Annotated in this window: 19 protein-coding genes and 1 pseudogene; 4 read left to right on the forward strand and 16 right to left on the reverse strand. The window is 72.1% G+C overall.

What is annotated here, in order from left to right:
• From lepB to rpsP, 6 genes and pseudogenes are all read right to left on the reverse strand, one after another.
• The coding region (gene lepB, locus N542_RS0119410; RefSeq protein ID WP_081795429.1) for a signal peptidase I at positions 1–543 on the reverse strand (543 nt) is incomplete at its 3' end.
• Between the two features lie 32 nt (positions 544–575).
• Complete coding sequence (gene rplS, locus N542_RS0119415; protein ID WP_028645352.1) at positions 576–926, reverse strand: 50S ribosomal protein L19; 351 nt, start codon at positions 924–926, stop codon at positions 576–578.
• A 215-nt stretch (positions 927–1,141) separates the two neighbouring features.
• A complete protein-coding gene (gene trmD / locus N542_RS0119420) occupies positions 1,142–2,293 on the reverse strand; it encodes a tRNA (guanosine(37)-N1)-methyltransferase TrmD (protein WP_028645353.1) in 1,152 nt (383 codons plus the stop codon).
• Between the two features lie 9 nt (positions 2,294–2,302).
• On the reverse strand, positions 2,303–2,851 hold the full coding sequence (gene rimM, locus N542_RS0119425; protein ID WP_028645354.1) for a ribosome maturation factor RimM: 549 nt from the start codon (positions 2,849–2,851) through the stop codon (positions 2,303–2,305).
• A 77-nt stretch (positions 2,852–2,928) separates the two neighbouring features.
• A complete protein-coding gene (locus tag N542_RS0119430) occupies positions 2,929–3,171 on the reverse strand; it encodes an RNA-binding protein (RefSeq protein WP_028645355.1) in 243 nt (80 codons plus the stop codon).
• Between the two features lie 146 nt (positions 3,172–3,317).
• A pseudogene (rpsP, locus tag N542_RS0119435) lies at positions 3,318–3,755 on the reverse strand (30S ribosomal protein S16); the annotation flags it as partial.
• Positions 3,756–3,950: 195 nt separating this feature from the next.
• On the opposite strand from rpsP, the gene N542_RS0119440 reads away from it, so the two are divergent.
• Together N542_RS0119440 and N542_RS0119445 are read left to right on the forward strand one after the other, a co-directional pair.
• Positions 3,951–4,535 (forward strand): hypothetical protein, encoded by a 585-nt coding sequence (locus tag N542_RS0119440; protein WP_028645357.1) that lies wholly within the window; start codon positions 3,951–3,953, stop codon positions 4,533–4,535.
• Between the two features lie 32 nt (positions 4,536–4,567).
• Positions 4,568–5,503, forward strand: coding sequence for a response regulator (locus tag N542_RS0119445; RefSeq protein ID WP_028645358.1), 936 nt, complete (start codon positions 4,568–4,570; stop codon positions 5,501–5,503).
• Here the strand turns inward: N542_RS0119445 and N542_RS0119450 are convergent.
• The 3 genes from N542_RS0119450 to N542_RS25695 all read right to left on the reverse strand — a co-directional run bounded on the left by N542_RS0119450 (position 5,480) and on the right by N542_RS25695 (position 9,535).
• Positions 5,480–6,556 carry an amidohydrolase family protein gene (locus N542_RS0119450; RefSeq protein WP_051552097.1) on the reverse strand — a complete coding sequence of 359 codons (1,077 nt, stop codon included), beginning with the start codon at positions 6,554–6,556 and terminating at the stop codon, positions 5,480–5,482. The genes N542_RS0119445 and N542_RS0119450 overlap by 24 nt on opposite strands.
• Before the next feature lie 28 nt (positions 6,557–6,584).
• A complete protein-coding gene (locus tag N542_RS0119455) occupies positions 6,585–7,481 on the reverse strand; it encodes a cation transporter (protein WP_028645360.1) in 897 nt (298 codons plus the stop codon).
• Positions 7,482–7,546: 65 nt separating this feature from the next.
• Positions 7,547–9,535, reverse strand: a complete 1,989-nt coding sequence (locus N542_RS25695; protein WP_051552099.1) for a glycoside hydrolase family 3 protein — start codon at positions 9,533–9,535, stop codon at positions 7,547–7,549.
• A 137-nt stretch (positions 9,536–9,672) separates the two neighbouring features.
• Here N542_RS25695 and N542_RS0119465 point away from each other — a divergent pair, with 137 nt between their 5' ends.
• Complete coding sequence (locus N542_RS0119465; RefSeq protein WP_028645361.1) at positions 9,673–10,839, forward strand: ROK family transcriptional regulator; 1,167 nt, start codon at positions 9,673–9,675, stop codon at positions 10,837–10,839.
• Positions 10,840–10,942: 103 nt separating this feature from the next.
• On the opposite strand, the gene N542_RS0119470 is transcribed toward N542_RS0119465, so the two are convergent.
• Complete coding sequence (locus N542_RS0119470) at positions 10,943–11,311, reverse strand: NYN domain-containing protein (protein ID WP_028645362.1); 369 nt, start codon at positions 11,309–11,311, stop codon at positions 10,943–10,945.
• Positions 11,312–11,375: 64 nt separating this feature from the next.
• Complete coding sequence (gene ffh, locus N542_RS0119475) at positions 11,376–12,944, reverse strand: signal recognition particle protein (RefSeq protein WP_028645363.1); 1,569 nt, start codon at positions 12,942–12,944, stop codon at positions 11,376–11,378.
• 94 nt (positions 12,945–13,038) lie between these two features.
• Here ffh and N542_RS0119480 point away from each other — a divergent pair, with 94 nt between their 5' ends.
• On the forward strand, positions 13,039–13,323 hold the full coding sequence (locus N542_RS0119480) for a hypothetical protein (RefSeq protein ID WP_028645364.1): 285 nt from the start codon (positions 13,039–13,041) through the stop codon (positions 13,321–13,323).
• On the opposite strand, the gene N542_RS25700 is transcribed toward N542_RS0119480, so the two are convergent.
• The 5 genes from N542_RS25700 to ftsY all read right to left on the reverse strand — a co-directional run bounded on the left by N542_RS25700 (position 13,298) and on the right by ftsY (position 18,968).
• On the reverse strand, positions 13,298–15,592 hold the full coding sequence (locus tag N542_RS25700) for a [protein-PII] uridylyltransferase (RefSeq protein WP_081795376.1): 2,295 nt from the start codon (positions 15,590–15,592) through the stop codon (positions 13,298–13,300). The genes N542_RS0119480 and N542_RS25700 overlap by 26 nt on opposite strands.
• Positions 15,526–15,864: a P-II family nitrogen regulator gene (locus N542_RS0119490; RefSeq protein WP_028645365.1), complete on the reverse strand. Its 339-nt coding sequence runs from the start codon at positions 15,862–15,864 to the stop codon at positions 15,526–15,528. The genes N542_RS25700 and N542_RS0119490 overlap by 67 nt, the downstream gene beginning before the upstream one ends.
• 114 nt (positions 15,865–15,978) lie before the next feature.
• Positions 15,979–16,317, reverse strand: a complete 339-nt coding sequence (locus N542_RS0119495; protein ID WP_028645366.1) for a P-II family nitrogen regulator — start codon at positions 16,315–16,317, stop codon at positions 15,979–15,981.
• A complete protein-coding gene (locus tag N542_RS0119500; protein ID WP_028645367.1) occupies positions 16,314–17,672 on the reverse strand; it encodes an ammonium transporter in 1,359 nt (452 codons plus the stop codon). The genes N542_RS0119495 and N542_RS0119500 overlap by 4 nt, the downstream gene beginning before the upstream one ends.
• Positions 17,673–17,843: 171 nt before the next feature.
• Entirely contained in the window at positions 17,844–18,968 is a 1,125-nt protein-coding gene (ftsY, locus tag N542_RS0119505) for a signal recognition particle-docking protein FtsY (RefSeq protein ID WP_028645368.1), read from the reverse strand.
• Positions 18,969–18,970: the final 2 nt, after the last annotated feature.

The following is an 18,970-nucleotide window of genomic DNA, read 5'->3' on the forward strand; positions in this document are numbered from 1 at the left end:
GGTGTCGCAGCACGTGATGACGTCACCCTCGACGCCGATCACCCGCTTCACCAGATGACCGCCCGAGGGGTAGAGCCCGACCTTCGACAGCACCTTCGCCACCGGGCCCGACGGGCCGGCCGACTCCTCGCCCTGCAGCCAGCCGCCCGGGTCCTTGAACACCACGACGTCACCGCGCTCGGGACCGTCGAACCAGTACGACGGCTTCTCCACCAGGATCCGGTCGTTCTTGATCAACCCCGGCTCCATCGACTCCGAGGGGATGTAGAACGCCTGCACGAACAACGCCTTGATCACCACCGCCAGCACCAGCGCGATGCCCAGCAGCAGGATCGTCTCCTGCCACACCGGCAGATGCTTCCGCGGCGCCCTGCCGGGCCCGCCGGGGCGGGGTGGCCGAGCGTCGCTCGCGGGCTCGTCGGTGCTGCTCATCGCCTCGCCGGTGTCGTAGTCGGAGCCGGGTTGGGTCCCGGGAACGTGCAAGGACCGCGACCCCTGCTCGTCGTTGCCGGCGGGCGGTGGGTCGCGGTCCTCGGATGTCACGCGCAGAGCGTAACGACGGAGCCTGAGAGGGCTCAGACGTCGCGGCGCTCCTTGATCTTCGCCTTCTTGCCGCGAAGGTTGCGCAGGTAGTAGAGCTTCGCGCGGCGGACGTCACCACGGGTGACGACCTCGATCTGCTCGAAGATCGGGGAGTTGAGGGGGAAGGTGCGCTCGACACCGACGCCGAAGGAGACCTTGCGGACGGTGAAGGTGCGACCGACGCCGGCACCGTGGATCCGGATGACGACACCCTGGAAGACCTGGATGCGGGAGCGGTTGCCCTCGACGACCTTCACGTGCACCTTGACGGTGTCGCCGGCGCGGAAGGCGGGCAGGTCGGTGCGCTTGATCGATTTGCCGAGCTCGGCGATGACGTTGGTCATGGTTTCTCTCCTCGCGAGTGTCACAGGTCAGCCGCGGTACGGGGATGATGATGCGGTGCAGTTGGAGGCCCAGCCATGCTGGCCGGCGGCGCCGGGCTCCCCCTGTGACAGGAGCCGGAGCGGATCCCCCGCGGAGAGCTCCTCGGGGCGATCCCTGTTTGACCGGGTGGACCGAGGGGCAAGTCTGCCACAGCGTGCGCGGGCCTGCTAATCCGTCAGCCGCGCCGGATCGGCTTCGTCAGGACCACGGCGCCGGGCTCGTCGTACGCGCCTCGGACCCGGTACCCGGCCTTCTTGTACATCCGCAGGTTGCGCGCGCTCTTCGCGCCGGTGAACAGCCAGTACGCCGTCGCGTCGGGCGGCGCCAGCCCCTCCATCCGCCCCAGGAGCTCGCGCCCCAGGCCGCGTCCCTCGAGGTCCGGCGCGACCATGAGGCGGCCGATGTCCCAGACCTCCTCGTGGCGGATGCCGCGCACCGCGCCGACGAGGCGACCGGCCGAGCGGGCCACCAGCACGGTGTGGGTGTCCAGCCAGGCGCGGACGTCGTCGAGTGACTCGTGCAGCGCGGCCACGTGCACGCCCGGGTTCTCGTGCTGCACCTGGACCCAGCAGGCCAGCTGCAGCACGAGGAGCTCCGCGGCGTCGGCCGGGGTCGCCGGCCGGATCTCGATGCCGTCGACCAGCGTCGAGGGGTGCAGCAGGTCGGGGCGGCGCTCCGCCGTACGACGGACCGCCTGGTCGCGCCGCCAGGCGGCGATCGCGGCGTGGTCGCCCGAGAGCAGCACCGGCGGCACCTCGCGGCCGCGCCAGGTCGACGGCTTGGTGAAGACGGGGTACTCCAGCAGACCGTCCTCGTGGGACTCCTCGACCAAGGAGGCGGCGTTGCCCATGAAGCCGGGCACCAGGCGTACGACGGCCTCGGTGATCGCCAGCGCGGCGACCTCTCCCCCGTTGAGCACGTAGTCGCCCAAGGAGATCTCACGGACCTCGGCCCGGGTGGAGACCTCGTCGACCACGCGCTGGTCGATGCCCTCGTAGCGGCCGCACGCGAAGACCAGCCGCTCCTGGGACGCCAGCTCGCGGGCGACGGGCTGGGTGAAGGGCCGGCCGGAGGGCGTCGTGAAGACGACGGTGGCGCCCTCGACACCGAGCTCGTCGAACGCCTCGCCCCACGGCTCGGGCTTCATCACCATGCCGGCGCCGCCGCCGTACGGCGTGTCGTCGACGGAGTGGTGCCGGTCGTGGGACCAGCCGCGCAGGTCGTGGACGCGGATGTCGATCAGGCCCTTGTCGCGGGCCTTGCCCGCGAGCGAGAGCTCGAGCGGGGCCAGGTAGTCGGGGAAGATCGTCACGACGTCGATGCGCATCGGCCCGGCCTACTCGTCGTCGGGCAGCGGCGCGACCAGGCCCGGGCGGTCCGCGATCACGACCCGGCGGCCGGCCAGGTCGACCTCCGGCACCAGGGCCTTCACGAAGGGCACCAGGGTGTCGCGGCGGTCGAGCGCGCGGACGGCGAGCAGGTCCTGGGCACCGCCGTGCACGAGCCCGGTGACCGTGCCGAGCTCGGCGCCGGAGAGGTCGTACGCCGTGAGCCCGACCAGCTGGTGGTCGTAGTACTCGTCGGGGTCCTCGGGCGACTCACCGGCGGGGATCGAGGCGTGCAGCAGGATCCCGCGGGCGGCCTCGGCCGCGTTGCGGTCGGGGATCTCCTCGAACCGGACCAGCAGCACCGACGAGTGCCAGCGCGAGCTCGCCACGGTGACGCGGCGCAGGGTCGTGGCCGACCCCGAGGGGGCCTCGACGTCCAGCACCGCGCCGGCCGCGAAGCGCCGCTCCGGCTCGTCGGTGCGGACGTTGATGGTCACGTCGCCGCGCAGGCCGTGGGCCTTGCCGATGCGGCCCACGACGACGTCGGTGCTCTCCACGTGTCTTCCTCTCTCTACGGACAAATGCAGAACGGGTGCCGCCCCGGAGGGCGACACCCATTCAAGCGCGTCTCGGATCAGCGCCGCCGGTCCACGTCGACGAAGTCGACGCGGGCCCCGCCCCGCCCCGCCAGGGCGGAGACGACGGTGCGGAACGCCGTGGCGGTGCGCCCGCCACGCCCGATGACCTTGCCCAGGTCGTCGGGGTGCACGCGCACCTCCAGGATCGAGCCTCGACGCAGCTGCTTGTCGCGCACGCTCACGTCGTCAGGGTGTTCGACGACCCCACGGACCAGGTGCTCGAGCGCCTCGGCAAGCATCGCGCTCAGGACTCGGTCTTCTCGGCGCCGGCCTCGGCGACCGCGGGGGTCTCCTCGGCCGGAGCCTCGGTGGCCTCGGCAGCGGGGGTCTCCGCGGCGGGGGTCTCCTCCGCGGCGGGGGTCTCCACGACGGGAGCCTCCTCGGCGGCGGGCGCCTCCTCGGCGGGCTTGTCCTCGGCCGGCTTGTCCTCGGCCTTCTTCTTCGCGGCCTTCTTGGTCACCGCGCCGCTCTTGGGCTCGCTCGCAACCTCCTTGAGGGCCTCGTTGAAGACGTCGAGCTTGCTCGGCTTGGCCGCGGCGACCTTCAGGGTGCCCTCGGTGCCGGACATGCCCTTGAACGTCTGCCAGTCGCCGGTGATCGTGAGGATCTTGGCGACGGCGTCGGACGGCTGCGCGCCGACACCGAGCCAGTACTGCACCCGCTCGGAGACGACGTCGATGTACGACGGGTCCTCCTTGGGGTGGTACTTGCCGATCTCCTCGATGACCTTGCCGTCGCGCTTCTTGCGGGAGTCGACGACGACGATGCGGTACTGCGGAACCCGGACCTTGCCCAGGCGCTTCAAACGGATCTTGACGGCCACGTTTGTGGTGTCTCCTCAGGAATAAGTGTGGTGATGGAGGTCCCGACACCAGGTGGGGAAAGCACCGGTGGGTTCCTCCGATGGGCTCTGCGACGCTCGGGTGAGAGGGTCCGGGCGTGCAGGACTCAGCCGGTAAGTCTGCCAGACGTTGCACCCGTCCCAGAAATCCACCCCACCATCGGGCAGAGTCGAGCCATGAGCCAGCCGCCGCCGTCGTACCCGGTCCCCTCGGGCTACCCGCCGGGACAGCCTCCGTTGCCGGGCCGGACCCGCCCCAGCGGGTGGTGGTTCGTCCTCGGCGGCGGACTGATCGTCGCCGCGCTCGCGGCCGGCGCCGCGGTCTTCGTCTGGACTCTGTGGCCGCTGATCGAGCCCGGCGTGGACGTGCCCGCCGACGGACAGAGCCACGTCCTGGTCCTCGACACCGACCACGAGCTGATGCTGTGGCGCCACTCGGACGTCTTCGACCCCGACTGCAGCGTCGTGGACACGGCCACCGGTGCCGAGGTCGACCTCCGGCCGGTGACCAGCCAGATCACCAAGGACGTCGGCGACGGCGCCTGGACGGCGGCGTACCGCCTCGACCCGGGCTCCGGCACGCTCGACGTGACGTGCGCCGCGGGCAACGGCAGCGTCCAGCTGGCCCGGGCGCCGCAGATCGGCACCTTCGTCGGCGGCGTGATCGCGACCATCGCTGTCCCCAGCCTTCTCGGGCTGATGGGGCTCGCGATCCTCATCGTGACCGGCGTCCTGTGGGCGACGCGCCCACCCCGTGCCTGACAGACGGCCGTCGTGCTGGGATACTCCGTCGAATGTCTGAGCCCTCGGAGACCGCCGGCCCCCCGGTCGCCCTCATCGTCGAAGACGACGAGGACACGACCGCGCTGCTCGAGGTGGTGCTGACCCAAGCCGGCTTCTCGGTCCTGACCGCCGACAACGGTGCCGACGGCATCGAGCTGGCGCGGACCCACCACCCGACCCTGGCGACGATCGACGTCACGATGCCGCAGATGGACGGTCTGGAGGCGACCCGACGGATCCGCGAGTTCAGCGACGCCTACATCGTCATCATCAGCGGCAAGTCGCAGGAGCACGACATCCTGGCCGGCTTCGACGCCGGCGCCGACGACTACGTGCCCAAGCCGATCCGCCCGGTCGAGCTGCGCGCCCGCCTGGCCGCGGTCGCCCGCCGTCCCGTCGCCGGGATCATCGAGGCCGCTCCCACGTGGGCGCCGGCCGACGTCGACAGCGCCCGCTCCGCCTTCCTGCAGCGCGTGGTCGCCGGTCAGCCGATCGACACCTCCTCGACCGACGGGGTCGACCAGGAGGAGGACGAGGAGGACACCGGCCAGGACGGCCGGGAGGGCATGCTCGAGGTCGGCATGCGCTTCGTCGGCGGCTGGATCGAGTTCCGCGGCCTGCGGATCAACCCCGCGCGCGGCATCGTCGTCGTGGACGACCGGCTCGCCGACCTGCCCCAGGAGCAGATCGACCTCCTGGAGATCCTGATGTACGCCGGCAGCCGCACCCTCAACGGGCGCCAGCTCGCGCTCCGGCTGCGCGGGCAGACCGAGGAGACCGCGACCACGACGTCCGTGCAGGACCAGCGGTGGGTCGAGGCCCTGGTCACGGGCCTGCGGGTCCAGATCAAGGACGACGAGGCGTCGCCGCGCTGGCTGGAGACGCTGCCCAACGGGCGCTACCGGCTGGTGCGGCCCGACCTGTCAGGCGACGACGCGACCGCGTAGGACCACGCACGCCGGCCGGAGCAGCACCGAGAGGTCGGCCAGCGGGTCGGCGTCGTACACCACGAAGTCGGCGGGCGCGCCCTCGGTGAGACCGGCGTTCCAGCCCAGCCACTCCCGCGCGCGCCAGGACGCGGCGCCCAGCGCGTACTCGCGCGGCAGGCCCATCGCCGCCAGGCCGATGACCTCACCGGCGAGGTTGCCGTGCCGACTGACGCCGCCGTTGTCCGAGCCCGCGTAGAGCGGCACCCCGGCGTCGTACGCCGCCATCAGCGTCGCGCGGCGGTGCACGAAGAGGTCGGTGATGGTGCGGGAGTACGCCGGGAAGCGCTCGCGGCCGGACCAGGCGTACTCCGGGAACCTCTCGGTCTGCATCACCGTCGGCACCAGCGCGACGCCGCGCTCGGCCATCAGCCCCAGGTGCTCCTCGGCCAGCCCGGTGCCGTGCTCGATGCAGTCGATGCCCGCCTCCAGCAGCCCGGTCAGGACGTCGCGGCCGAAGCAGTGGGCGGTGACCTTGGCACCGTGGTCGTGCGCGGCGGTGATCGCCGCAGCGAAGTCCGCGGCGGGGAAGGACGGCGCGAGGTCGCCGTCGTCGCGGGAGATCCAGTCCCCCACCAGCTTGACCCAGCCGTCGCCACGCTGCGCCTGCTCCGCGACGGCCGCGGTCAGCCCGTCGGGCTCGACCTCGTCGGCGTAGTTGCGCAGGTAGCGCCTGGTGCGGGCGATGTGGCGGCCTGCGCGGATCAGCCGGGGCAGGTCCTCGCGCTCCTGCACCCACCGGGTGTCGACCGGCGAGCCGCAGTCGCGGATCAGCAGGGTGCCGCCGTCGCGGTCCTCGATCGCCTGCTGCTCGGTCTCCTCGTCGCTGACCCCGCCGGCCTCCCCCAGGCCGAGATGGCAGTGCGCGTCGACGAGGCCGGGCACGATCCACCCGTCCACCGCACGCTCGGCGCCGGCGACGGGCTCGTAGGTGACGCGACCCTCGACGACGTACACCTCGCGGGCCTCGCCGTCCGGCAGCACCGGGCCGGAGAACTTCAGCGCAGCAGCCATGCCGGGGACGCTACCGCTCGCGCCGCGCTCACTCCGCCAGCTCGGCGTCCAGAGTCAGCTCCACGTTGGCCCAGACCTCGTGGCCGAGCGCCGACAGCGGCGCGATCAGGGCTCGGCGTACGTCGTCCTCCACCGCCACCTCCCAGGCGCCCGCCACGACGAAGACGACGTCGACGTAGAGCCTGCGGCCGAGCTTGGTGGCGGCGACGGTGGGCTCGGGGAGCCCGAACCGCGAGCGGACGTCGGCGATCGCCGTGGCGATCGCCGCCTGCACCGGCGCCGGCGGTGCCGCTTCGAGGAGCTCCAGGGCGGCCGAGCGCAGCAGCCGGACCGGCAGCGGCGCCAGCAGCACGCACGCGAGCAGGACCAGCACCGGGTCGGCGTACGCCACGGCCGCGCTCCACGACGTGCCGTCGAGGACCAGCGCGACCGCGCCGCCCACGGCGATCACACCGCTCAGCAGGGCGCCCGCCCGCCACTGGGCCACCTCCGCGGCGAGGATGTCCGACGACGCGCGTCGGCCCAGCCAGAGGCTGACGAGCAGCGAGCAGGTGGCCGAGATGACGCCGTACGCGAGGACGGTCTCGGGAGCGACGTCGCTGCCGCCGGCGCGGATCAGCGTGATGGCGTCGAAGCCGGCGTACAGCAGGGTGCCGAGCAGGGCGGCGCCCTGCACCGCGATCACCAGCGGGGTCGCGGCCTGCTTGCCGAAGGGGAACATCCTGGTCGGCGCCGCGGACGCGGCCGAGGAGGCCACCAGGGAGAGCCAGGACAGCAGGATCCCGAGCAGCACGTAGACGCCGTCGAAGAGCAGCACGCGGGACTCCGCGACGATGCCCCAGCCCACCGCCAGCGCGCCGAGCACGACCGAGCACGCGATCGACTGACCGAGGGATCGCCGCTCCTGCCGACCGTGGTCGTCCACGACGAAGCAATCTAGCGTGCGACGACCCGCCGGCCACGAGGTGACCGGCGGGTCGAGGCGGAGGATCAGCGGTGCGCGCTGAGCCCGAACCCGTAGCGGTAGAGCGGGTTGTAGGACTTGTCCCCGATGTTGATCGGCTCCTGTGCGACCGAGCGCGGCCAGGTCACCGGCAGCTTGCCGACGAACGGGCTGCGGCCGTAGAGCACGTCGGCCACGCCGGCGCCCTCGCTGCCGGGCAGCCACGACGCGACCAGCGCGTCGGTCTGCTGGAGCAGGGCCGGCGGGATGATCATCGGCCGACCGGAGACGACGAGCACGGTGCAGGACGTCGTGCGGGCGCAGACCGTGCGGATCGCCTGCTTGTCGGCGGCGCTGAGCTCCATGGTCTGCTTCTGCCGCGGGACGCCCGCGTCGCCCGGGTCGTAGGCCCACTGCGGGCCGCCGACGTCGCCGAAGCCCTCGGCGTACGGCGTCTCACCGACGACCACCACGCCGACCGAGTTGCGCGGCACCGGGGTGGTGGCCTTCTCGCTGAAGGTCACCGCGCCCTTCGCGGCCTTCTCGATGCCGTCGAGGATGGTCTGCCCGGGGATGACGTTGGTCGAGCCGCCCTGCCAGGTCAGCGTCCAGCCACCGGCCTGGTTGCCGATGTTGTCGGCGTTGCTGCCGGCGACGTACACCTTGCTCTTCGCCTTGAGCGGGAGCGTGCGCTGCTTGTTGCGCAGCAGCACCTGGCTCTCGGCGACCGCACGCCGGGCGACGGCCCGGTGCGCCTTGCTGCCCACCTGGTCGATGTTGGACCGGTCGGTCAGCGGGTGCTCGAAGAGACCGAGCTTGAACTTGGCCCGCAGGATGCGCGAGACCGCGTCGTCGATCCGGGCCATCGGCACCTCACCGGTGCCGACCAGGTCGGTCAGGGTCGGGATGAACTCGTCCCAGCCGGTCGGGTTGTTGGGCGCCTGGATCGGCTCCATGTACATGTCGACGCCGGCGAGCACCGAGGCCTTCACCTGCGCGCGGTAGTCGCCCGGCAGCTGCCGGATCGCGCGCCAGTCGGAGATGACGAAGCCCTGGAAGTGCTGCTGGCCCTTGAGCCAGCCGGTGATGAGCTGCTTGTTGGCGTGCATCTTCACCGGGTTGCCCAGACCGTCGTTGGTCCAGTCGACGCTGGAGAAGGACGGCATCACCGAGCCGACGTGGTGCTGCTTGACGGCCGGGACGTACGGCGCGAGCGCCAGCCGCTTGAAGTCCTTGCGGCTGACCTTGTCGATGCCCTGGTCGATCGGGTAGGCACCGGTGCCGGCCGCGGCCTCGTCGTACGCCGTGAGCCCGTCGCCCGCGAAGTGCTTCGCGCTGGCGAGGACCCGGTCGGCGTCGTCGAGCTGACCCGGGCGGCCCTGGAGGCCGTCGATGACGGTCTCCATGGACTTCACCAGGCGCGGCGTCTCGCCGAAGCTCTCGTACGTGCGGCCCCAGCGGTCGTCGCGGGCCACGCAGATGCACGGCGCGAAGGCCCACTGCGGGCCCGACGCACGCGTCTCCTCGGCCGTGATGTGGCCGATCCGCTGCACCAGCCGGGGGTCGCGGGTCGCACCGAGACCGATGTTGTGCGGGAAGATCGTGGCGCCCTGGAGGTTGCCGTGGCCGTGGACCGAGTCCACGCCGTAGATCAGCGGGATCCCGAGCCGGGTCGCGAGCGCGGCCTGCTGGTAGCGGTCGACCATGTCGGCCCACGCCTCGGGGGTGTTGTCGGCGGGGACCGACCCGCCACCCGAGAGGACGCTGCCGAGCGCGTTCGACGTGATCAGCGAGGGATCGGCGTCCACGTCGATGCGCTCGGCCTGGGTCATCTGGCCGATCTTCTCCGCCAGCGTCATCCGACCGAGCAGGTCGCTCACGCGCTGGGCGGTCGGGACGGAGGGGTCCTGGTAGGGCAGCGTGTCGTCGCCGGCGGCTGGCGACGATGGCTGGAGGAGCGTGGCGACGAGAGCGCCACCGGCGAGCACGGCGAGCGTCGGTGCCCACCTGCGCCGGGTGAAGGGATTGCGTGACATGTGGTTCTCCTTGCCGAGATCAAGGGGAGTGACGCCCGTCACGTTAGGAACAGCGGTTCGTCCCGGTCAATGCGCAAAGAACGGGAAGCGGCCTGTTGTTTGTTCACTTCCCGGATGAATCGGCCTACGCTCGGCCGGTGGTCACCACCGGAGCGCTGGAGCGCCTGCGCGAGACCAACCGTCGCGCGATCACCGGCCTGCTGGCCGGTGAGGGTCCGATGAGCCGCGCCGACCTGGCGCGGGGCACCGGCCTGTCCCGCACCACGATCTCGAGCCTGGTCACCGACCTCATCGGCACCGGCGATGTCGTCGAGACCGCCGACCGCGGTCGCCCGCACAAGGGCGGCAGCGGTCGCCCACCGCACCTGGTCGCGCTCAGCACCCCGCTCGGCGCGGTCGCCGGCGTGGACATCGGGCACGGGCACCTCCGGGTCGCGGTTGCCGACCGGAGCGGCCGCGTGCTCGCCGAGGACACCGACTCCCTCGACGTCGACGAGCACGGTGTCGACGCGCTGGACCGGGCTGCCCGGATGGTGCGCGCCGGGCTCGCCGCTGCCGGGGTGGAGCGGGCCGACCTGCGCGCGGTCGGGATGTGCGTGCCGGCGCCGCTGGACCGGCGCTCCGCGCGGATCCGCACCGGGATCATGCCGGGCTGGCGGCACCTCTCCCCCGGCGACGAGCTGCACCGCCGCCTCGACGTCCCCGTCTTCGCCGACAACGACGCCAACCTCGGCGCACTGGCCGAGCTGAGCCACGGCGCCGCGCGCGGGATCGCCGACGTCCTCTACGTGAAGGTCGCGAGCGGGCTCGGCGCCGGGATCGTGCTCGGCGGCCGGCTGCACCGCGGCGCCACCGGCATCGCCGGGGAGATCGGCCACGTCCAGGTCGGCGAGGACGGTCAGGTCTGCCGCTGCGGCAACCGCGGCTGCCTGGAGACCGAGGCCTCGGCGCCGCGCCTGCTGGCGGTGCTGCAGCCGGCGTACGACGAGCAGCTCTCGGTCCGGAGCGTCCTGGCGCTCGATGCCGCGGGTGACGCCGGCGTACGCCGGGTCCTCAGCGACGCCGGCCGCTCCGTGGGCCGCGCCCTCGCCGACCTGTGCAACAGCCTCAACCCCGAGGCGATCGTGCTGGGCGGCTCCCTCGGCACCTCGCCGTCGCTGGCCACCGGCGTCCGTGCCGCCGTCGACCGCTACGCGCAGCCCGACACCGCCGCCGCCGTCCGGGTGGTCGCCGGCGAGCTCGGCGCCCGCGCCGAGGTCCTGGGCGCAGTGTCGCTCGCGATCGCCCGGGTGGCTGCGAGCTAGGTGCCCGGCTCCGCCGAGATCGTCGAGACACCCGAACTGGCTGTCAGCCGAGCCGGATCACAGCCACCTGAGGTGTCTCGACGCCAGTGCGGCGGCTGGCGGCTCAGAGCTGGTCCAGCAGCCAGGAGGGGCTCATCGCCTGGGCGCCCACTCCCCCGACCCGGGCCTGGAGGAACCGGTCCGCGGTGATCACCACGACCCGATCGCCCCTGGCGGCCGCCACGCGGGCCTGCTCGACGATCGCCTCGTCGCCCTCGCCCTTGGCGTGCACGGTGCGCACGTGCGCGTCGCGCCCGGCCCTCACCCCGCCCTTGGCCTGGCCCTCGAGGACCAGCACCACCTCGTCGTACGGCGTGTCCGCGACCAGCAGCGCCTCGTGCAGCCGCCGGGCCGCACCCGCGCGGTCCTTCCACCACCCGTCGGGGCGGCTGCCGACCACGTTGGCGCCGTCGACAACCAGCACTGACGCCATCACGGCCGCCTTTCCGCCGCACCAGGTCCCGGCACGCTTGCGCCACCTCGGACTGACGCGCGGCTCACTTCAGGTACTTGGAGAAGTCCTTCGGCAGGTTGAGCGCGGCTGCGGCCTTCTCGTAGTCGACCGGCTCGTCGCCCGCCGGCGTGCCGAACGGGTTGCCCCCGCCGGCGGCCTTCGCCGCCTTGGCCGCCGCGGCCTCCTGCGCGGCCTTGGCCGGGTTGCCCGAGCGCTTGGCGCCCTTGCCCTTCTTCGGCTGGGCCTTGGCCTTGGCGCTCTTGCCACCACCCATGCCCGGCATGCCGGGCATCCCGGGGATCCCGCCGCCCTTGGCCATCGACTGCATCATCTTGCGCGCCTCGAAGAAGCGGTCCACGAGCTGGTTGACGTCGGAGACCTGCCGCCCCGACCCGCGCGCGATGCGGAGCCGGCGGGAGCCGTCGATCATCTTCGGGTTGGCCCGCTCGGCCGGGGTCATCGACTGGATGACGGCCTGGATGCGGTCGATCTCGCGCTCGTCGAAGTTCTCGAGCTGGTCGCGGAACTGCCCCATCCCGGGCAGCATCCCCATGATCTTCGACATCGAGCCGAGCTTGCGGACCTGCTGCATCTGCTCGAGGAAGTCGTCGAGGGTGAACTCGCCGCCCTGACCGGTGAGCTTGGCCGCGGCCTTGGCGGCCTGGTCGGCGTCGAAGGTCTTCTCGGCCTGCTCGATCAGGGTGAGCATGTCGCCCATGTCGAGGATGCGCGAGGCCATCCGGTCGGGGTGGAAGAGGTCGAAGTCGGTCATCTTCTCGCCGTTGGAGGCGAACATGACCGGCTTGCCGGTGATCGACGCGATCGACAGCGCGGCACCACCGCGGGCGTCACCGTCGAGCTTGGTGAGCACGACGCCGTCGTACCCGACCCCGTCGAGGAAGAGCTGCGCGGTGGTGACGGCGTCCTGGCCGATCATCGCGTCGACGACGAAGAGCACCTCGTCGGGCCGGACGGCGTCGCGGATGTCCGAGGCCTGCTGCATCAGCTCGGCGTCGACGCCGAGGCGACCGGCGGTGTCGACGATGACGACGTCGTGCAGGGTGCGCTTGGCCTCCTCGACGGCGTCGCGGGCCACCCGCACCGGGTCACCCACCCCGTTGCCCGGCTCGGGCGCGAAGACCTTGACGCCGACCCGCTCGCCGTTGACCTGGAGCTGGTTGACGGCATTGGGCCTCTGGAGGTCGGCGGCGACCAGCAGCGGGCTCTTGCCCTGCTCCTTGAGCCACAGCGCCAGCTTGGCGGCGAGCGTGGTCTTGCCGGCGCCCTGGAGGCCGGCCAGCATGATGACGGTCGGACCGCTCTTGGCGAAGCGCAGCCGGCGGGTCTCCCCGCCGAGGATGTTGACGAGCTCCTCGTTGACGATCTTGACGACCTGCTGGGCGGGGTTCAGCGCACCGCTGACCTCCTCGCCGCGGGCACGCTCCTTGACCGCGCCGACGAACTCCTTGACCACCGGCAGCGCGACGTCCGCCTCGAGCAGCGCGATGCGGATCTCACGCGCCGTGGCGTCGATGTCGGCCTCGGAGAGCCGGCCCTTCCCGCGGAGGTTCTTGAAGGTGTCGGCGAGCCGGTCGGAAAGTGTGGCGAACAAGTCGTGGTCCTACTCGTGGTCCTGGGTGCCGGGACGGGCTGAGATCAAGGGCCAAGCCTAACCGGGAGCCCCTGGTACGCCGTACGCTGGCCGCATGGTCATCCTGGCGGTCATCGTCGCATCGGTGCTGCTGCTCGGCCTCATCGTCTGGACGGGCACCAAGATGGTCGCCCACCCGGACCCCGACGCGGTGTCCGTGGGCGGTGCGATGGGTGCCGGCCTGGGGGTCTTCGACCCGGGCGCGGCCCGCGCCCGTGAGGACATCGACGACCAGAAGAACCAGACCGAGGTCGTGCCGTCACCCGACGAGGGCGACGACCCGGTGTGGAAGGTCGACCTGCGTCGCGGGACCGTCAAGATCCCGCGGCCCCCTCGGTGAGCGCCCGGCGTACGGCGTGCGCGGCCTCCGCCGCCCGCTGGTCGCTGAGCACGCCCGCGTGCGCCTCCTGCAGGTAGAACACGTCCACCGCCTGCGGTCCGAGGGTGTCGACGTGCGCTGAGCGCACCGCGATGTCGAGGTCGGCCAGCGCCCCGCAGGCGAGGTAGACGACGCCCGGCCGGTCGCCGGTGCGGACCTCGAGCACCGTCGCCTGGTCCGACGCCTCGGGGCGTACGGCGACCGTCGGCTCGAGCGCGTCGGCAGGCGGCGGGCGCCGCAGCCGCTTGGCGGCCTCGACCCGCCCACCGACGACGGCGTCGTACCGCTCCCGGAGCACGGCCGCGTCGAGCTCGGGTACGCCGACCTCCCACACCGAGACGCCGAACTGGTCCTGCGACCAGGCCCGTGCGGCCCGCACCGGGATCCGCTGGAGCGCGAACATCGCGGCGAGGTCGGCCAGCAGTCCGACGCGGTCGGGCGCGATCACCGTGACCCGCGTGCCGTCGTCGTCGTGCTCGACCGTGATGGCCGCGGAGCCCCGGCGTACCTCCTGGGGGATCGGCACGTCGTCGGTGACGATGGACGGCAGCGCCACCCCGGAGTCCAGCGCGGCCCGGGCGCGCCGGGCCAGGTCGCGGATCAGGCCGGAGCGCCAGGACGACCACGCCTTCGGCGAGGCCGCCTTCGAGTCCGCCTCGGTGAGGGCCAGCAGCAGGTCGAGCGCCTCGGCGGTCTCGACCCGCTTGACGATGAGATCCACGGTCGCGGGGTCGTCGGGGTCGCGCGTCGTGGCGGTCTCGGAGAGCACCAGGTGCCAGCGGACCAGCCGGGCGACGAGGTCGACGGCCTCGGGGGCGAAGCCCATCCGGGTCGCGATCTCGCGGGCGAGCGGCTCGCCGGCCACACTGTGCTCGGTGAGGCTGCCCTTGCCGATGTCGTGCAGCAGCGCCGCGACCATGAGCACGTCGGGCCGGGCCACCTGCCGGATCAGGCCGGAGGCCTCGATGCAGGTCTCCACGACGTGGCGGTCCACGGTGAAGCGGTGGATCGCGGAGGCGTGCGGGAGGAGCCGGATCCGGTCCCACTCCGGCAGCGCGCGGCTCAGCGCACCGGTCTCCTCCAGGGTCTCCCACACGCCGAGCAGGCCGCGGCCGGAGGCGAGCAGGCGCACGAGCAGCTGCCGTGCCTCGGCCGGCCAGGGCGTCGGCAGCGGGACGCCCTCGCGGGCCAGCCGAGCGGCGGTCGCGGGGGCCAGCACGACGTCGTGCTCGGCCGCGGCCGTCGCGGCCCGCAGCAGCAGGACCGGGTCGTCGGCGGGCTTCGCGGTGCGGTCGAGGACGACCTCGCCGTTGGCGAGCGCCACCCCGGGCGCCAACGGCGTCAGCTCGGGGCGGCGAGCGCGCTGGTTGGGCGCCGGCCGGGCCAGCGCGGCGTCGACCCGGCGCCACGTCAGGTGTGACAGGTGCGTGATCCGGCGACCGAGCTCGCGCACGTGGACCTGGGCGGCGCGGGCGTCGCTGAGCCCGAGCTCGTGGCCCAGGTCGCTCCACTGCTCGGGGTTGATCCGGTCGGTCGGACGCCCCGCGACGTCGTGCAGGACGTCGCGCACGTCGAGCATCTGCAGCCGGACCCGCTCGAGCTCGACGTGCGGCACGTCGACCATCCAGGTGGCGACCAGCGCCTTGAGCACCGTGGCGTCGCGCAGACCGCCCTCGGCCTCCTTGATGTCGGGCACCGACAGGTGGGCGACCTCGCCGATCGACTCGTGCCGCGACCGGACCAGCTCCTTGAGCGCCGGCAGTCGCTCCTTCGCCGTACGGCGCCAGTTGGTCAGCATCGTCGTCCGCAGGCGCATCGTCAGGTTGGCGTCCCCGGCGAGGTGGCGTACGTCGAGCAGGCCGAGCGCGACCTTGAGGTCGGCCCCCGCCGCGCCGACCATCTCGGGCATGGTGCGCACCGAGTGGTCGAGCCGGGCGCCCGAGTCCCAGATCGGGTACCAGATCTTCTCCGCGATCCCGCGGATGTCGACGCCCTCCTCGCCGACCAGGACGACGTCGAGGTCGGAGTACGGCGCCAGCTCACTGCGCCCGAAGCCACCGACCGCCACCAGCGCGGCCCCGCTCTCCGGGCCGCCGCTCGCGCGATAGGCCTCGACGCAGAGCTCGTCGGCCTCCGCCGCGCGGCGCGCCCGGTCGGGAGCGCTCAGAGCGCTGCCTCGCCCTGGTCGCCGGTGCGGACCCGCACCACCGACTCGACCGGGCTCACCCAGACCTTGCCGTCACCGATCTTGCCGGTCCGAGCGGCGGCCGAGATCGCCTCGACGATCGCAAGCGCCTCCTCGTCGGCGACGACGATCTCGATCCGGATCTTCGGCACCAGCGCCACGTCGTACTCCGCGCCGCGGTAGACCTCGGTGTGACCCTTCTGCCGGCCGTAGCCGCTGACCTCGCTGACCGTCATCCCGGTGACCCCGGCAGCCTCGATCGCGGCGCGGGTGTCCTCCCACTTGTGAGGCTTGACGACGGCGGTGATGAGCTTCATGAGCACTCCTCGGTCGGGCTGCGGGTGGTCCGATCATGCCGGACCGACGACATCGGTCCGGACGGGCTCCGGCCCGGCTCCCCGCCGGGGAGCCGGGCCGGACTGCCTCATCCGTCAGATCGCGGAGGAGTCACGGTCGCCGGTGCGGACCCGCACCACCGTGTCGACCGGGCTGACCCAGACCTTGCCGTCGCCGATGCGGCCGGTCTGCGCGGTCTTCACCACGATGCCGACCACGTCCTCGGCGTCGTCGTCGTCGACGACGATCTCGATGCGGATCTTCGGGACGAGCGCGATGTCGTACTCCGCGCCCCGGTAGACCTCGGTGTGGCCCTTCTGCCGGCCGTAGCCGCTGACCTCGCTGACGGTCATGCCGGTGACGCCGAAGGTCTCGAGCGCCTCCCGCACGTCTTCCCACTTGTGCGGCTTGATCACCGCGGTCACGAGCTTCATGCGTTCGCTCCTTCCGAGACGGTGCTCGCCGCCAGGACGCCCGAGGTCGGCAGGCCACCGCTGATGCTGGTGCCCAGGTCGTACGCCGACTCGCCGTGCTGGTCGCCGTCGATGCCCTCGACCTCGTCCTCGACGTCGATCCGCCAGCCGATGGTGTACTTGATCGCGAAGGCGATGACGGTGGTCAGGACGCCGGTCCACACGATCGTGAACAGGGCCGCGAGGGCCTGGTCCCCGAGCGAGGCGAAGCCGCCGCCGTAGAACAGGCCGTCGATGCCACCCGGCGCGCTGGAGGTCGACACGAGGCCGATCAGCAGGGTGCCGACCAGACCGCCGACGAGGTGCACGCCGACGACGTCGAGCGAGTCGTCCAGGCCGACCTTGAACTTGAGACCGACCGCCACGGCGCAGGCGCCACCGGCGACAGCGCCGACGACGATGGCACCGACCAGGCTGACCGCACCACAGGCCGGGGTGATCGCGACGAGGCCCGCGACGATGCCGGACGCGGCGCCCAGCGAGGTGGCCTTGCCGTGCAGGAACCGCTCGACGATCAGCCAGGCGAGCATGGCCGCGCAGGTCGCGATCGTCGTGTTCAGGAACGTCACGCCGGTCTCGGCCTGGAACTGCTCCGAGAACTTGGCGGGGTCGGCCAGCGACTCCGGGGTGAAGACGATCGAGCCGACGTTGAAGCCGTACCAGCCGAACCACAGCAGGCCGGCACCGATCATGGTGAGCGTCAGGTTGTGCGGCTTCATCGGCTCCTTCATGAAGCCGACGCGCTTGCCGATCACGAGGGCCAGCACCAGTCCGGCCACACCGGCGTTGATGTGGACGACCGTGCCGCCGGCGTAGTCCTGCGCGAACGTCGAGCCCTTCGCGAGCTGCCCGGCCAGCCAGCCGCCGCCCCACACGTTGTGGGCGATCGGGAAGTAGCAGGCGGTCAGCCACAGGGGGATGAAGACCACCCACGACACCAGCTTGACCCGGTCGGCGATGGCACCCGAGATGAGTGCGACCGTGATGGCGGCGAACGTCAGCTGGAAGACGACGTAGATGTAGTTGATGTGCGAGACACCGTCGAGCCCGAACATGTCGATCGGGTTGGCGATCAGCTTGCCGTTGCCGTTGCCGGCACCGTCGCCACCCCACCCCATCGACCAGCCCCACAGCACGAACACGATGGCCGCGACCGCGAAGGCGACGTACGACATCATCATCATGTTCAGGACCGACTTCGCGCGCGTCATGCCGCCGTAGAACAGCGCCAGCGCGGGAACGGTCATCATCAGGACGAGGGCTGTCGCCACCAGCATGAAGGCGTAATAGCCGTCCACAGAACCTCCAGGGATCATCTCGGGAGGGTGGGTTCTCGGAGCCGACCGCACTGTCAGCTCCGGGGCCTCACCCCATTGCGAGACACCTTCCGAGCCAGAGGTTTCGACCCGCGTTGCCGCGTGTTGCGCTTGGGAAACGAGATACCGCGATTTGTTACTTCGGTGTTACGGCCTCCCCCACGGGAGCCGTCAGCCGAGCAACGCGTCGACGAACGCGCTCGGCTCGAACGGCGCCAGGTCGTCGGCGCCCTCCCCCAGACCGACGAGCTTGACCGGCACGCCGAGCTCGCGCTGCACCTGGACCACGATGCCGCCCTTGGCGGAGCCGTCCAGCTTGGTCAGGACGATGCCGGTGACGTTGGCGATCTCACCGAAGACACGGGCCTGGATCAGGCCGTTCTGGCCGGTGGTGGCGTCGAGCACCAGCAGCACCTCGGTGACCGGCGCCTGCTTCTCGATCACCCGCTTGACCTTGCCGAGCTCGTCCATCAGGCCCGCCTTGTTCTGCAGGCGTCCCGCGGTGTCGACGATGACGGTGTCCGCGCCGGTGTCGACGCCCTCCTTGACCGCGTCGAAGGCCACGCTGGCCGGGTCGGTGCCCTCGGCGCCGCGGACGACGTCGACGCCGACGCGCTCGCCCCAGGTCGCCAGCTGCTCGACCGCGGCCGCGCGGAACGTGTCGGCCGCGCCGAGCACGACGGTGCGGTCCTCGGCGACCAGGATCCGCGCGAGCTTGCCGACGGTCGTGGTCTTGCCCGACCCGTTGACGCCGACGACGAGGACCACGCCGGGCCGGCCGTCGGCCCCGCTGACCTGGAGCCGCCGGTCCATGCCGGCGTCGACCAGGGTCAGCAGCTCCTCGCGCAGGACGGTGCGGGGGTCGTCGCCGCCGCCGTCGACCCGCAGGCGGGTGCGGAGCCGCTCGACCAGCTCCTGGGTGGGTCCGACGCCGACGTCGGCCGTGATCAGAGTGTCCTCGATCGACTCCCACGTGTCCTCGTCGAGGCGGTCGCGCGACAGCAGCGCGAGCAGGCCGCGGCCCAGGCCGCTCTGCGAGCCCGCCAGCCGCTGACGCAGCCGGACCAGGCGCGACGCGGTGCCCTCGGGCCTCTCCAGCGCCGGGGCGGGAGTGACCACCGGGGCCTCGGCCTCGACCGGGGTCTCGACGTCGGTCGGTGGCGGGGCGAGGACGTCCGCCGGGGCTGCGGGCGGCGCCGACCTGCGTCGGGTGGAGACGGTCAGCCCGACGCCGACGGCCACGGCGATGACCGCCACCAGGGCGATCGCGAGCACGAGAAGCACGATCAGACTCATGG

The organism is Nocardioides sp. URHA0020 (assembly GCF_000620705.1).
Lineage (GTDB): Bacteria > Actinomycetota > Actinomycetes > Propionibacteriales > Nocardioidaceae > Nocardioides.